Genomic DNA, 13,941 nt, shown 5'->3' with positions numbered 1-13,941 from the left:
GCAGGCGCGCCGCGAGGCGCGCCTGTTGTCATCACATGTGGTCGATCATCACCTGACCGAAGCCCGAGCACGACACCTGGGTCGCGCCCTCCATCAGGCGGGCGAAGTCGTAGGTGACCTTCTTCGACGCGATGGACTTCTCCATCGAGCTGATGATCAGGTCGGCGGCTTCGGTCCAGCCCAGGTGGCGCAGCATCATTTCGGCCGACAGGATTTCGGAACCGGGGTTCACGTAGTCCTTGCCGGCGTACTTCGGTGCGGTGCCGTGGGTGGCTTCGAACATCGCGACCGAGTCGCTCAGGTTGGCGCCCGGGGCGATGCCGATGCCGCCCACTTGCGCGGCCAGCGCGTCGGACACGTAGTCACCGTTCAGGTTCAGCGTGGCGATCACCGAGTACTCGGCCGGGCGCAGCAGGATCTGCTGCAGGAAGGCGTCGGCGATGGAGTCCTTGACCACGATGTCCTTGCCGGTCTTCGGGTTCTTGAACTTGCACCACGGGCCGCCGTCGATCAGCTCGGCGCCGAATTCCTTCTGTGCCAGCGCGTAGGCCCAGTCACGGAAGCCACCTTCGGTGAACTTCATGATGTTGCCCTTGTGCACGATGGTCACGCTGGGCTTGTCGTTGTCGATGGCGTACTGGATGGCCTTGCGCACCAGACGCTCAGTGCCTTCGCGCGACACGGGCTTGATGCCGATACCCGAGGTGTTCGGGAAGCGGATCTTCTTGACGCCGAACTCGTCCTGCAGGAACTTGATCAGCTTCTTGGCCTTGTCGCTTTCGGCTTCGAACTCGATGCCGGCGTAGATGTCTTCCGAGTTCTCACGGAAGATGACCATGTTGGTCTTTTCCGGTTCCTTCACGGGGCTGGGCACGCCCTTGAAGTACTGGATGGGCCGCAGGCACACGTACAGGTCGAGTTCCTGGCGCAGCGCCACGTTCAGGCTGCGGATGCCACCGCCCACGGGCGTGGTCAGCGGGCCCTTGATGGACACCACGTAGTCGCGCACGGCGTGCAGGGTTTCTTCCGGCAGCCACACGTCGGGGCCGTACACCTTGGTCGACTTCTCGCCGGCGTACACCTCCATCCAGTGGATCTTCTTCTTGCCGCCGTAGGCCTTGGCCACCGCCGCGTCCACCACCTTGAGCATCACCGGGGTGATGTCAAAGCCCGTGCCGTCGCCCTCGATGTAGGGAATGATCGGTTCGTCGGGCACGTTGAGCGAGAAGTCCGCGTTGACGGTGATCTTCTGGCCGCCCGTGGGCACTTTGATGTGCTGGTACATGAAAAGGGGCTCCGGGGTTGAAAAACAGGGAGGAAAACTCCGAACGATTCTAGTTCAGGCTCTCTGTCAACCACGGTTCGCGGGGCCGCAATGCGCCCTCGCTACCATCGCGCATCGACAGATCGCCATGGGACTTTGACCGATGAAGCTGACACGAAGGGCGGTGGCCGCGCTGATGCTGGCCACCAGCGCCACCGTCTGGGCACAGGATGCACCGCAGCGCCTGCCCAGCATCCCGTTGAACGCGGGCATGTACAACATCAAGGCCGAGGTGGCGCAGACCGAGGAGCAGCGCCAGATCGGGCTGATGCACCGCAAGGAGATGCCGGTGACCGACGGCATGCTGTTCGTGTTCGACGAGCGCGCCACGCGCTGCTTCTGGATGAAGAACACGCTGCTGCCGCTGTCCATCGCGTTCCTGGCCGATGACGGCACGGTGGTGAACATTGCCGACATGCAGCCGCAGAAGCTGGACAGCCACTGCTCGGAGCAACCGGTGCGCTATGCGCTGGAGATGAACCAGGGCTGGTTCGCCAAGCGCGGCATCAAGCCGGGCTCGAAGATCTCGGGCGCGCCGTTCAAGAAGTAAACAGCCGCCCGCTGGGCCGCCCCGAGGGCGGCTGCGCCCCCGGGGTCCGAAGGGCCCTTTCACAAGGGTCAGGGGCAGCGAGCGCAGCAAGCTTGGGGGCCAACAAAAAAGCCGCCCGAGGGCGGCTTCTTGCAGAACGGATCGCGCTGGATCAGTTGCTGGCGGCCGAAGCGGCGGTAGCAGCAGCCGAAGCGGCGTCGGCAGCAGCCGAAGCGGCGTCAGCGGCGGCCGGAGCAGCAGCGGGGGCCGGAGCCGGGGCTTCCACGGGAGCCGGGGCGGGGGCCGGAGCTTCTTCCTTCTTGCCGCAAGCGGTCAGGGCAACGCCAGCAAACAGGGCAGCCAACAGGAGCGATTTGTTCATTTGTGTCCTCGAATCTGTATGTCGAACAATTACTGGTCATGGGGCGAACAGAACTGCACGCCACCCAAGACAAGGAACGCTCGAGCTGTCCCTTTGTCTAGCCCGCAAGTATACGAGGAGTAAGGGAGTTCCCTAGAGACCGGTCGGGTACCTGACCAAGGCCGCAACCGAACGTTGCGTAATTGCCTCAACCATGAGGGTTCTGACCGGTGCCGTGCGTTCATGCCTCAGCCCCACAGGGCAACAGGCGCGCCCGCTCGGCCTTTGCATGACCCTTCGCGGATCACACCAACGGCCGAACCCACCCCGCCCGCGCCCACTCCGACAGCAAACCGACGGCTTCGGCGCTCAAACGTGCCACATCCGCGTTGCTCAATTGCCGATCGTCGGCCAGCTTGCGCATCAGCTTTGCATCGCGGCCACCGGCCCGAAAGCTCTCGCCATTGATGAACACGTGCCGGTCGTCGTAGAGCATCTTGCTGCGCGCATCGAGCTGCACCGCCGTGTCTTGCGGCAAGGGCTCGCCCGGCTCGAACCACACCGAGGACTTGGGCTCGCTCAACGTCTCGCCGACGGCCATCGCCAGGGCCTGCGGGTCGTCCAGCAGTTCGCGCACCGCCTGCACCGCGAAGTCGGCCAGCGCCGGCGGCACCCGGCCGGGCTCGGCCGTGGCCGGCTGCGACGGGTCGCGGTAAAGCCGCGTCTGCCGCGGATCTTCATCGTCGGCCCCGTCGGCGGCGATGTCGGCCAGGCGTTGCAGCAGGTCGCGCGCCAGTTCGCCGCGGCTGGGCGAGCGAAAGCCGATGGAGCAGGTCATGCACTCGCCGCCCTCGGCCACGCCGTCATGGCCCCACATCGGCGGCAGGTACAGCATGTCGCCGGGCTCCAGCACCCATTCCTGCTGCGGCTCGAAGTTCGCCAGGATCTTCAGCGGCACGCCGTCCACCAGCGTGCGGTCGACCACCGGGCCGATGCGCCAGCGGCGCCGGCCCTGCACCTGCAGCAGGAACACGTCGTACGAATCGAGGTGCGGGCCCACGCCGCCGCCTTCGGTGGCGTACGAGATCATCAGGTCGTCCAGCCGGGCCTCGGGCACGAAGCGGAAACGCTTGAGCAATTCGTGCGCGGCGGGCACATGCAGGTCCAGGCCCTGCACCAGCAGCGTCCAGCCGGGCGTCTTCAGCGGTGGCAGCGCGGTGCGGGCGATGGGGCCGTGCCGCAGCTTCCAGGCCGTCTTGCCGCGGGGGGCCGGCTTTTGCTGGTGCACGATGAGGCGGGACTCCACCTCTTGCCGGGCGGCCAGTTCAAAGGCCTGGGCGCGGCTGACGGGTGGCACGACGCCGGGCAGCGCCTGGCGGATGAGCAGCGGCTTCTTGTGCCAGTGGCGGCGCATGAACTGCGCGGGAGACAGGCCGCCCAGCAGCGGCAGAGCTTGGTCGATGAGCATCGGCCGATTGTCGCCGCCGGCCGCCGGGGCCTCCGGCGCGTCCATCGGGTTGTGACATCATCCTGCGATGCTGATCAACGCCCCTTGCGTCGTCTCCCTGACCTGGAGACTCGCCGACACCCAAGGCCAGGCCATCGACGAACTGAATGAGCCGGTCGAGTTTTTCTTTGGCGGCGACGACCTGCTGCCCAAGGTGGAAGAAGCCCTGGCCGGCCAGGCCGAAGGCTACGAAGTGCACCTGCACCTGGAGCCTGAACATGCCTTCGGCGACTACGACGCCGACCTGGTGTGCTTCGAGGACCGTGCGCTGTTCCCCGACGAGGTGGAACCGGGCATGCAGTTCGAAGGCCTGCCCGAAGGCGCCACCACACCCGAGATGCCGCAGGACGCCATCTACACCGTGACCGAGGTCTACCCCTCGCAGGTGGTGCTGGACGCCAACCATCCGCTGGCCGGCATCGCGCTGCGCCTGCACCTCACGGTGCGCGGCGTGCGTGCCGCGACCGAAGAAGAGATCGAGGCCGGCAGCGTCAACGAGTCGTCGGCCTTCAGCGTGCTGGCTTCTGCGCCGCCCGCGCCCGGGCTGCACTGACGACAGCCCCCAAGCTCGCTGGTGCTCGCTGCCCCGGCCCTTGCAAGAGGGCCCTTTGGACCCTTGGGGCGCGTTCAGACTTGGGGCGGCCCGGCGGCTGAACATTCGGCCCCCAAGCTCGCTGCGCTCGCTGCCCCCCAGGGGGGCGCGTTCAGCCTTGGGGCGGCCCGGCGGCTGAACGTTGCTCAGGCCGTACCGGTCGACCCGAAGCCGCCGGTGCCCCGCTCGCTGGCGTCGAAGCTCTCGACACGGCGGAAGCTGGCCTGCACCACCGGCACGATCACCATCTGCGCGATGCGCTCCAGCGGCTGCACGGTGTAGGTCTGCTGCCCGCGGTTCCAGCAGCTCACCATCAACGGGCCCTGGTAGTCGCTGTCGATCAGGCCCACCAGGTTGCCCAGCACGATGCCATGCTTGTGGCCCAGGCCCGAGCGCGGCAGCAGCATCGCAGCCAGCCCGGGGTCGCCGATGTGGATGGACAGGCCGGTCGGAATCAAGGCGGCCTGCCCCGGCTCCAGCACCAGCGGTGCGTCCAGGCAGGCGCGCAAATCCAGGCCCGCGCTGCCGGGGGTGGCGTAGGCGGGCATCTGCTCGGCCATGCGGGCGTCGAGCACTTTCACATCGATGACGGTCATGCGGGGGTGTGTGGCTGGCCGATGCGGCCGGCGATCTCGCGCACCAGGGCGCGGGCCAGCGTCAGCTTGTCGGCGTGGGGAATGTCATGGTGGCCTTGTTCGTCCACCAGCAGCAGCGCATTGTCGTCGCGGCCGAAGGTGGCCGGGCCCAGATTGCCGACGATCAGCGGGATGTTCTTGCGCAGCCGCTTCTCGCTGGCATGCTGCAGCAGCTGCTCGCTCTCGGCCGCGAAGCCCACGCAATAGGGCCGCTGGGGCAAGGCCGCCACCGCGGCCAGGATGTCGGGGTTTTCGGTCAGGGCCAGCGTGGGCACACGGCTGTCGCCCTGCTTCTTGATCTTCTGGTCGGCAGTGGTGTCGGGCCGCCAGTCGGCCACCGCCGCGGTGGCGATGAACACGTCGTGCTGCGGCGCCAGCGGCAGCACCGCGGCATGCATCTGGCGGGCGGTCTGCACGTCCAGCCGGGCCACGCCGCGCGGCGTGGGCATGTGCACCGGCCCGGCCACCAGCGTGACCTGGGCGCCCGCCTCCTGGGCGGCGCGCGCCAGCGCGAAGCCCATCTTGCCGCTGGAATGGTTGGTGATGCCGCGCACCGGGTCGATCGGCTCGAAGGTGGGCCCGGCGGTGATGAGCACGCGGCGGCCGGCCAGCAGCTTGGGCTGGAAGAAGGCGATCATCGCCTCGCACAGCTCCACCGCTTCCAGCATGCGGCCGTCGCCCACTTCGCCGCAGGCCTGGTCGCCGGCGCCGGGGCCCAGCAGCGTGGCGCCGTCGGCCACCAGCTGGCGCACGTTGCGCTGGGTGGCGGGGTGGGCCCACATCTCGCGGTTCATGGCCGGCGCCACCAGCAGCGGGCAGCGCTCGATCGGCCGCGCCAGGCAGGCCAGGCTCAGCAGGTCGTCGGCCCGGCCCTGCACCAGCTTGGCGATGAAGTCGGCGCTGGCCGGGGCGATGAGCATCGCATCCGCCTCACGGGTGAGGTTGATGTGCGCCATGTTGTTGGGCTCGCGCGCGTCCCACTGGCTGGTGACCACCGGCCGGTTGGACAGCGCCTGCATCGTCACCGGGGTGATGAAGTGCTCGGCGGCTTCGGTCATCACCACCTGCACGGTGGCCCCGGCGCGCGACAGCTCGCGCACCAGTTCGGCCGACTTGTAGCTGGCGATGCCGCCGGACAGCCCCAGCAGGATGTGGCGGCCGGCGAGGTCTTGGCGTTCAGGCATTACACCCGCTCAGCCACCCAGCCGCGCACCGATTGCAGCGCACCGGCCAGCTTGCTGGCGTCGGTGCCGCCGGCCATGGCCATGTCGGGCTTGCCGCCGCCCTTGCCGCCCACCTGCTGGGCGACGAAGTTCACCAGCTCGCCGGCCTTGAGCTTGCCCACGCTGTCGGCGGTGACGCCGGCGGCCAGCTGCACCTTGTCGCCGTCCACCGCGGCCAGCACGATGGCGGCGGTCTTGAGCTTGTCCTTGAGCTTGTCCATGGTCTCGCGCAGCGTCTTGGCGTCAGCGCCTTCCAGCCGCGCGGCCAGCACCTTCAGGCCGTTGATGTCCACCGCCTGCGACATCAGCTCGTCGCCCTGGGCCGAAGCCAGCTTGCCCTTGAGCGCAGCCAGTTCCTTCTCCAGGCTGCGCACCTGGTCGAGCACCGCGTTCACCCGCGTGCCCACCTCGGTGGGCGTCACCTTCAAGGTGGCGGCCAAGTGGTCGACGGTGTGCTCCAGGCCTTGCAGGTAGGCCAGCGCGTTGTCGCCGGTCACGGCTTCCACGCGGCGGATGCCCGCGGCCACGCCGCTCTCAGCCACGATCTTGAAGAGGCCGATGTCGCCGGTGCGGCGCACGTGGGTGCCGCCGCACAGCTCGCGGCTGCTGCCGATGTCCAGCACGCGCACGGTGTCGCCGTACTTCTCGCCGAACAGCATCATCGCGCCCAGCTTCTGCGCTTCTTCGATGCCCATGCTGCGGGCCTGCGTGTCGGCATTGGCCAGGATCTCGGCGTTGACGATGGCCTCGACCTGCGCGATCTGCTCAGCCGTCAGCGGCGCGTTGTGCGCGAAGTCGAAGCGCGTGCGGTCGGCGGTGACCAGCGAGCCCTTCTGCTGCACGTGGCCGCCCAGCACCTCGCGCAGGGCCTTGTGCATCAGGTGGGTGGCGCTGTGGTTGCGGATGGTCTTGGCGCGGCGCTCGGCATCCACACGCGCGGCGAGCACGTCGCCCACCTTGATCTCGCCTTCGACGATGCGGCCGTGGTGGCCGTACACGTCGGCCTGGACCTTCAGCGTGTCTTCCACCAGCACGCGGCTGGTGGCGTTGCGCAGCTCGCCGGTGTCGCCATGCTGGCCGCCGCTTTCGGCGTAGAACGGCGTGTGGTCGAGCACGATCACCGCATCGTCACCCGCGCGGGCCGATGCCACCGGCGTGCCGTCCACGTACACCGCGGTGACCTTGGCGCCGTCGTGTGACAGCTCTTCGTAGCCGTGGAAGGTGGTGGGCGTGCCGCTGTATTCCAGGCCGGCCTGCATCTTGAACTTGCCGGCGGCGCGCGCCTGCTCGCGCTGGCGGTTCATCGCGGCGTCGAAGCCGGCGTTGTCCACCGACAGGCCACGCTCACGGCAGACGTCGGCCGTCAGGTCGAGCGGGAAGCCGTAGGTGTCGTGCAGCTTGAAAGCCAGTTCGCCATCGAGTGCGCCGCCACCCTGGGCCTGCAGCTTGGCCAGCGCGCCGTCCAGGATTTCCATGCCGTTGGCGATGGTCTGGAAGAAGCGCTCTTCCTCCTGCTTCAGCACCTCGGTGATGCGGGCCTGCTGCTGGCGCAGCTCGGGGTACGCCTCGCCCATCTGCTCGGTCAGCGCGGCCACCAGGGTGTGGAAGAAGGGCTTGCGGGCGCCCAGCTTGTAACCATGGCGGATGCCGCGGCGGGCGATGCGGCGCAGCACGTAGCCGCGGCCTTCGTTGCCGGGGATCACGCCATCGGCCACGGTGAACGAGCAGGCGCGGATGTGGTCGGCGATGACCTTCAGGCTCGGGCTGTCCTTGTCGCAGTCGCCGGCGCCGGCGGCGTCAACCGCTTGTTTGGCCGCAGCCAGCAGCGCCACGAAGAGGTCGATCTCGTAGTTGCTGTGCACATGCTGCAGCACCGCGGTCACGCGCTCCAGGCCCATGCCGGTGTCGACGCTGGGCTTGGGCAGCGGATGCATCACACCGTCTTCGGTGCGGTTGAACTGCATGAAGACGTTGTTCCAGATCTCGATGTAACGGTCGCCGTCTTCATCGGGGCTGCCCGGAGGGCCGCCGGCGATCTCGGGGCCGTGGTCGTAGAAGATCTCGGTGCACGGGCCGCAGGGGCCGGTGTCGCCCATCATCCAGAAGTTGTCGGACATGTAGCGGCCGCCCTTGTTGTCGCCGATGCGCACGATGCGCTCGGCGGGCACGCCCACCACCTTGTTCCAGATTTCGTAGGCCTCGTCGTCCTCGGAATAGACGGTGACCCACAGCTTGTCCTTGGGCAGCTTGAAGTGCTCGGTCAGCAGTTCCCAGGCGTAGCTGATCGCGTCCTTCTTGAAGTAGTCGCCGAAGCTGAAGTTGCCCAGCATCTCGAAGAAGGTGTGGTGGCGCGCGGTGTAGCCGACGTTTTCCAGGTCGTTGTGCTTGCCGCCGGCGCGGATGCACTTCTGCGCAGTGGTGGCGCGGTTGTACGGCCGCTTGTCGAAGCCCAGGAACACGTCCTTGAACTGGTTCATGCCGGCGTTGGTGAACAGCAGCGTCGGATCGTCGCCCGGCACCACCGGGCTGGAGGCCACGATGGTGTGCCCCTTCGATTCAAAGAACTTCAGGAACGTGGCGCGGATGTCGGAGGCTTTCATCTTGTAAATTTTATCCGGTCAGGCGGCAGCGCCCGGGTGATGCAGGCGGATCTGCTGGTCGAGGAAACGGTAGAGCCGCTCATCGTCGCTGAAGGCGACGTTGAAGCGCAGCCAGCCGGTGGGCCGCGGCTCGGCCAGGAACAGGTGGCCGGGCCCCAGCAGGATGCCGGTGGCCGCAGCCTGCTGCGACAGCTCGATGCAGTCGGTCAGGTCGGGGTGGCGAGCCCACAGATACATGCCGGCCTTGGGCTCGCTGAACAGCTCGAAGCCCAGGTCGGTGAGGCGGCGGGCCACGCCTTCGTGGGCCTGCGCCAGCCGGTCACGCAGGCTTTTCAGGTGCTTGCGCCAGCGGCCTTCGCACAAGGCGCCGAAGGCCAGGCGCTCGGTGATGTCGGACGAGGTCAGGCCCGAGACCATCTTCAGCTGCGCCAGGTCTTCCAGCAGCTCACCGCGCGCGGCCAGGTAACCGACGCGGATGTTGGGCGAGATGGTCTTGGAATAACTGCCCACGTACACCACCCGCCGCAACTGGTCCAGGCTGGCCAGCGAGGGGCGCTGCTCGGGGTCCAGGTCGGCGTAGATGTCGTTTTCCACCACCGTCAGGCCGTACTGGTCGGCCAGCTTGAGCAGCTGGAACAACTGCGCCACCGGCGCGACCGAATTGGTGGGGCTTTGCAGCCGCGGCTGGGTGAAGAACACCTTGGGCCGATGTGCGGCCAGCAGCTCCTCGAAGGCGGCCAGGTCGTAGCCGCCCGGCGCGCGCGGCACGCCCACCAGCCGCGCCCCCAGGAAGCGCAGCATGAACATCAGGTTGGGGTAGCCGGGGTCGTCCACCATCACCGTGTCGCCGGGGCGCACCAGGCCGCGCGCCACCAGGTCGAAGGCCTGGCTGGAGCCCTGGGTGAGCAGGATCTGCCCGGCGGCGGCCGTCACTTCGCGCTCGGCCAGCGATTCGGCGATCAGCACCCGCAGCGCCATGTGGCCGTGCGGCAGGCCGTAGCCGCCCAGCTCCACCCCTTCGCTGGCCAGCTGGCGCAGGCTGCGGCGCACGCCGTCCTCGAACAGCCAGCCGTTGGGCAGCCAGCCGCAGCCGGGCTTGAGCTCCAGGTTGCGGCTCTCGAAGATGTGGCGCAGGTACCAGCGGGCGTCGAAGCGCGGGTCGGCGCCGTCCGCCTCGGCAGCGGCCGGGGCGGCGGTGTCGGTGGCGCGGCGCTTGACGAAAAAGCCCGCGTTGGAGCGCGACACCACCCAGCCCTGGGCCACCAGCCGGTCGTAGGCCTCCACCACGGTGAAGACGCTGATGGAATGCGCCGCCGCCAGCGCGCGGATGGACGGCAGCTTGGCGCCGCCGCGCAGCGTCTGGTCGGTGATCAGTTGCCGGAAGCCGTCGACGATCTGCGTGACCAGCGGCGTTCGCGATTCAGGGTTCAGGGTGATCACGGTGCACCGTATTGGGGACAGTGTGTATGGGGCGCACCGCCAGCACAGTGCACTGCCGACGATGACGCGATGTACATGGTATTCGCCGCGGGCCGTGCCTAAAGTCACGAACGCCCCCTGCTCCCAGCCGCGAGACACCCCATGCACAGCGAACCCGACCTGATGACGTCCCTGGTCAAGACCGCGTCCACCAACGCCGAGCTGATGGCCCGCCGCCGCGCTGCGGTGCCGCGTGGCGTGGGCCAGGCGCACGAGATCTTCATCGCCCGCGCCGAGAACGCCGAGTTCTGGGACGTGGAAGGCAAGCGTTACATCGACTTCGCCGGCGGCATCGCGGTGCTGAACACCGGCCACTGCCACCCGCGCATCATCGAGGCGGTCAAGGCCCAGCTCGACCTCTACACCCACACCTGCTTCCAGGTGGTGGCCTACGAACCGTACGTGGAACTGGCCGAGCGCCTGGCCGCGCTGGCCCCGGGCGAAGGCGCCAAGAAGACGCTGCTCCTGTCCACCGGCGCCGAGGCGGTGGAAAACGCCGTCAAGATCGCCCGCAGCTACACCAAGCGCCCGGGTGTGATCGCCTTCACCGGCGGCTACCACGGCCGCACCGTGATGACGCTGGGCCTGACCGGCAAGGTGGCCCCGTACAAGACCGGCTTCGGCCCCTTCCCGGGCGAGGTGTTCCACGCCCTCTTCCCCAACCCGCTGCACGGCATCAGCGTGGAAGACGCGCTGGCCTCGGTGGCCCTGCTGTTCAAGAACGACATCGAGCCTGAACGCGTGGCGGCCTTCATCGTCGAGCCGGTGCAGGGCGAAGGCGGCTTCTACGAGGCGCCGGCCGCCTTCGTGGCCGGCCTGCGCGAGCTGGCCGACCAGCACGGCATCCTGCTGATCGCCGACGAGGTGCAGACCGGCGCCGGCCGCACCGGCACCTGGTTCGCGTGCGAGCAATGGCCGGTGGCACCCGACCTGATCACCAGCGCCAAGTCGATGGCGGGCGGTTTCCCGATCTCGGCCGTCATCGGCCGTGCCGACGTGATGGACGCGCCCGGCCCCGGCGGCCTGGGCGGCACCTACGCCGGCAGCCCGATCGGCTGCGCCGCCGCGCTGGCGGTGCTGGAAGTGTTCGAGCAGGAACAGCTGCTGCAGCGCAGCCAGGCGCTGGGCGAGCGCTTGCGCGCCGGCCTGCGCGCCATCGCCGCCAAGGTGCCGGCGGTGGTGGACGTGCGAGGCCTGGGCGCGATGGTGGCGCTGGAGCTGGGCAAGGACGGCGACGTGCACCAGCCCGACGCCGACCTCACCGGCCGCGTGGTGCGCGAAGCCGCCCGCCGCGGCCTGGTGCTGCTGTCCTGCGGCAGCTACGGCAATGTGATCCGCATCCTGGTGCCGCTGACCGCCTCGGACGCGCTGATCGACGAAGGCCTGCAGGTGCTGGCCGACAGCTTCGCCGCCGTGGCCTGAGCACCGCCATGACCACCGTTGCCGAACCCCCCGCCGCCGGCCTGGCCGTGCCCACCGCCAGCCCGCGCGCGGCCATCTACGCGGCCGAGCCGCTGGTCAGCTTCGTCGGCGTGCAGAAGACCTACGACGGCGTCAACCTGGTGGTGCGCAAGCTCGACCTGGACATCCGCCGCGGTGAGTTCCTGACGCTGCTAGGCCCCTCGGGCTCGGGCAAGACCACCACGCTGATGATGCTGGCCGGCTTCGAGTCGCCCACCGCCGGCGAGATCCTGCTCGAGCGCAAGCCCATCACCCGCACCCCGCCGCACAAGCGCAACTTCGGCATGGTGTTCCAGAACTACGCGCTGTTCCCGCACATGACGGTGGGCGACAACGTGGCCTATCCGCTGACGGTGCGCCGCGTGCCCAAGGCCGAGCAGGCCCAACGGGTGGAACGGGCGCTGGCCATGGTGCGGCTGCAGGGCATGGCGGGCCGCTATCCGTCGCAGCTGTCGGGTGGTCAGCAGCAGCGCGTGGCCCTGGCCCGCGCGCTGGTGTTCGAGCCGCAGCTGGTGCTGATGGACGAACCGCTGGGCGCACTCGACAAGCAGTTGCGCGAGCACATGCAGATCGAGCTGAAGGAGTTGCATAGACAACTCGGCGTCACCTTCGTCTTCGTCACCCACGACCAGGGCGAGGCGCTGACCATGAGCGACCGCGTGGCGGTGTTCAACAACGGCGTTATCCAGCAGATCGCCCCGGCCGACACCATGTACGAGCAGCCTTCCAACCGCTTCGTCGCTAGCTTCATCGGCGACGGCACCATGCTGCCGGCCACGCTGCGCGCCGCCACGCTGGAAGGCCAGGCCGACCGCTGCAGCGCGGTGATGGCCGACGGCACCGTGCTCACCGGCATCAACGTCAATGCGGCTGCCAACGGCGCCGAGGTGATGGTGGGCATCCGCCCCGAGCGCATCGCGGTGCATGCCGCGCCGCCCGCGGCCGCCGCCGGCAACCTGCTGCGGGCCCAGGTGCGCAGCATCGTGTACTTCGGCGACCACCTGCGGCTGCTGTGCGGCGTGGGCGCCGACGGCCGGCATGAGGCCGCCGTCAAGCTGCCGCTGTCCGCGCCCGCGGTGCCGGCCGCGGGCGACCACGTCTGGCTCGAGTTCCCGCAGGCGCTGACCCGCGTCTACGCCTGAGCCCGCACTCCTTCCTTTCCCGTTCGACCACCGAGAACTGCACCATGCAACTGAAGACCCTCGTCCTCGCCCTGTCCGCGCTGTGCGCCCTGCCGGCGCTGGCCCAGCAGCAGATCACCGTCGTCAACTTCGGCGGCGCCAATGCCAACGCGCAGAAGAAGGCCTACTACGAGCCCTTCGAGAAGGCCACCGGCACCAAGGTCATCGCGGTGGAATACAACGGCGAGCAGGCCAAGATCAAGGCCATGGTCGAGACCAAGAAGGTCACCTGGGACGTGGTGGAAGTCGAATCGCCCGACGCGGCCCGCGGCTGCGACGAAGGCCTGTTCGAGAAGATGGACTACAGCAAGCTGGGCGGCAAGGAAAGCTTCCTGCCCGCAGCGGTGAGCGAATGCGGCGTGGGCGTGTTCGTCTGGTCCACGGTGATGGCCTGGAACGGTGACAAGCTCAAGGACGGCCCCAAGACCTGGGCCGACTTCTGGGACACCAAGAAATTCCCGGGCAAGCGCGGCATGCGCAAGGGCGCCCGCTACAACCTCGAATTCGCGCTGATGGCCGATGGCGTGAAGTCGGCCGACGTGTACAAGGTGCTGGGCACCAAGGAAGGTGCCGAGCGCGCCTTCAAGAAGCTGACCGAACTCAAGCCCGCCATCCAGTGGTGGGAAGCCGGCGCCCAGCCGCCGCAGTTCCTGGTGGCCGGCGACGTGGTGATGAGCACCGTCTACAACGGCCGCATCGACGCCGCCAACCGCGAAGGCAAGAACCTCAAGATCGGCTGGACCGGCGGCATCTACGACCTGGACTACTGGGTGATCCCGAAGGGCGCGCCCAACAAGGAAGCGTCGATGAAGTTCATCGCCTTCGCCAGCACGCCCGAAGCGCAGGCCGAGTACGCGAAGAACATCGCCTACGGCCCCACCAACGTCAAGGCGATGGCCAAGCTGGACGCCGGCGTGCAGGCCAACCTGCCCACCTCGGCCGCCAACGCCAAGGACGCCCTGCAGTTCAACCTCAAGTTCTGGGCCGACCAGGGCGAGGACCTGGAAAAGCGCTTCGCCGCCTGGTCCACCAACTGAACGGGTAACGCA

At 68.3% G+C, this 13,941-nt stretch carries 11 protein-coding genes; 5 read left to right on the top strand and 6 right to left on the bottom strand.

Annotated elements, in window-relative coordinates; translation table 11 throughout:
- Nucleotides 1-31: 31 nt before the first annotated feature.
- Nucleotides 32-1,285, bottom strand: coding sequence for an NADP-dependent isocitrate dehydrogenase (gene icd / locus MW290_RS19110; protein ID WP_250199279.1), 1,254 nt, complete (start codon nt 1,283-1,285; stop codon nt 32-34).
- A gap of 142 nt (nt 1,286-1,427) precedes the next feature.
- Here icd and MW290_RS19105 point away from each other — a divergent pair, with 142 nt between their 5' ends.
- Nucleotides 1,428-1,874, top strand: a complete 447-nt coding sequence (locus MW290_RS19105; protein ID WP_250199278.1) for a DUF192 domain-containing protein — start codon at nt 1,428-1,430, stop codon at nt 1,872-1,874.
- Nucleotides 1,875-2,518: 644 nt separating this feature from the next.
- On the opposite strand, the gene MW290_RS19100 is transcribed toward MW290_RS19105, so the two are convergent.
- The gene (locus MW290_RS19100) at nt 2,519-3,682 is read right to left on the bottom strand and encodes a JmjC domain-containing protein (RefSeq protein WP_250199277.1); all 1,164 of its coding nucleotides are present in this window, start codon (nt 3,680-3,682) and stop codon (nt 2,519-2,521) included.
- 67 nt (nt 3,683-3,749) lie between these two features.
- Between MW290_RS19100 and MW290_RS19095 the strand changes: the two genes are divergently transcribed.
- A complete protein-coding gene (locus MW290_RS19095) occupies nt 3,750-4,274 on the top strand; it encodes an FKBP-type peptidyl-prolyl cis-trans isomerase (protein WP_250199276.1) in 525 nt (174 codons plus the stop codon).
- 185 nt (nt 4,275-4,459) lie between these two features.
- Here the strand turns inward: MW290_RS19095 and dut are convergent, their stop codons facing one another.
- Genes dut through MW290_RS19075 form a run of 4 tightly spaced genes read right to left on the bottom strand, consistent with a single transcriptional unit; the run spans nt 4,460 to nt 10,211 of the window.
- Entirely contained in the window at nt 4,460-4,909 is a 450-nt protein-coding gene (dut, locus tag MW290_RS19090; protein WP_250199275.1) for a dUTP diphosphatase, read from the bottom strand.
- Nucleotides 4,906-6,132: a bifunctional phosphopantothenoylcysteine decarboxylase/phosphopantothenate--cysteine ligase CoaBC gene (coaBC, locus tag MW290_RS19085; RefSeq protein ID WP_250199274.1), complete on the bottom strand. Its 1,227-nt coding sequence runs from the start codon at nt 6,130-6,132 to the stop codon at nt 4,906-4,908. The genes dut and coaBC overlap by 4 nt, the downstream gene beginning before the upstream one ends.
- Nucleotides 6,132-8,771 (bottom strand): alanine--tRNA ligase, encoded by a 2,640-nt coding sequence (alaS, locus tag MW290_RS19080; protein WP_250199273.1) that lies wholly within the window; start codon nt 8,769-8,771, stop codon nt 6,132-6,134. The genes coaBC and alaS overlap by 1 nt, the downstream gene beginning before the upstream one ends.
- An 18-nt stretch (nt 8,772-8,789) precedes the next feature.
- Nucleotides 8,790-10,211, bottom strand: a complete 1,422-nt coding sequence (locus tag MW290_RS19075; protein WP_250199272.1) for an aminotransferase-like domain-containing protein — start codon at nt 10,209-10,211, stop codon at nt 8,790-8,792.
- Nucleotides 10,212-10,352: 141 nt separating this feature from the next.
- Here MW290_RS19075 and gabT point away from each other — a divergent pair, with 141 nt between their 5' ends.
- Genes gabT through MW290_RS19060 form a run of 3 tightly spaced genes read left to right on the top strand, consistent with a single transcriptional unit; the run spans nt 10,353 to nt 13,929 of the window.
- Entirely contained in the window at nt 10,353-11,672 is a 1,320-nt protein-coding gene (gene gabT, locus MW290_RS19070) for a 4-aminobutyrate--2-oxoglutarate transaminase (protein ID WP_250199271.1), read from the top strand.
- An 8-nt stretch (nt 11,673-11,680) separates the two neighbouring features.
- A complete protein-coding gene (locus MW290_RS19065) occupies nt 11,681-12,853 on the top strand; it encodes an ABC transporter ATP-binding protein (RefSeq protein ID WP_250199270.1) in 1,173 nt (390 codons plus the stop codon).
- Nucleotides 12,854-12,897: 44 nt separating this feature from the next.
- Nucleotides 12,898-13,929 carry an ABC transporter substrate-binding protein gene (locus MW290_RS19060; RefSeq protein ID WP_250199269.1) on the top strand — a complete coding sequence of 344 codons (1,032 nt, stop codon included), beginning with the start codon at nt 12,898-12,900 and terminating at the stop codon, nt 13,927-13,929.
- The last annotated feature ends 12 nt before the right edge of the window (nt 13,930-13,941 follow it).

This window comes from Aquincola tertiaricarbonis (genome assembly GCF_023573145.1).
Taxonomy (GTDB): Bacteria; Pseudomonadota; Gammaproteobacteria; order Burkholderiales; family Burkholderiaceae_C; genus Aquincola; species Aquincola tertiaricarbonis_B.
This window is presented reverse-complemented; position numbering and strand designations above follow the sequence as displayed.

Coding starts and splice junctions, on each gene's coding strand:
- icd (WP_250199279.1), bottom strand. CDS start 1,285: ATGTACCAGCACATCAAAGTGCCCACGGGCGGCCAGAAGATCACCGTC.
- MW290_RS19105 (WP_250199278.1), top strand. CDS start 1,428: ATGAAGCTGACACGAAGGGCGGTGGCCGCGCTGATGCTGGCCACCAGC.
- MW290_RS19100 (WP_250199277.1), bottom strand. CDS start 3,682: ATGCTCATCGACCAAGCTCTGCCGCTGCTGGGCGGCCTGTCTCCCGCG.
- MW290_RS19095 (WP_250199276.1), top strand. CDS start 3,750: ATGCTGATCAACGCCCCTTGCGTCGTCTCCCTGACCTGGAGACTCGCC.
- dut (WP_250199275.1), bottom strand. CDS start 4,909: ATGACCGTCATCGATGTGAAAGTGCTCGACGCCCGCATGGCCGAGCAG.
- coaBC (WP_250199274.1), bottom strand. CDS start 6,132: ATGCCTGAACGCCAAGACCTCGCCGGCCGCCACATCCTGCTGGGGCTG.
- alaS (WP_250199273.1), bottom strand. CDS start 8,771: ATGAAAGCCTCCGACATCCGCGCCACGTTCCTGAAGTTCTTTGAATCG.
- gabT (WP_250199271.1), top strand. CDS start 10,353: ATGCACAGCGAACCCGACCTGATGACGTCCCTGGTCAAGACCGCGTCC.
- MW290_RS19065 (WP_250199270.1), top strand. CDS start 11,681: ATGACCACCGTTGCCGAACCCCCCGCCGCCGGCCTGGCCGTGCCCACC.
- MW290_RS19060 (WP_250199269.1), top strand. CDS start 12,898: ATGCAACTGAAGACCCTCGTCCTCGCCCTGTCCGCGCTGTGCGCCCTG.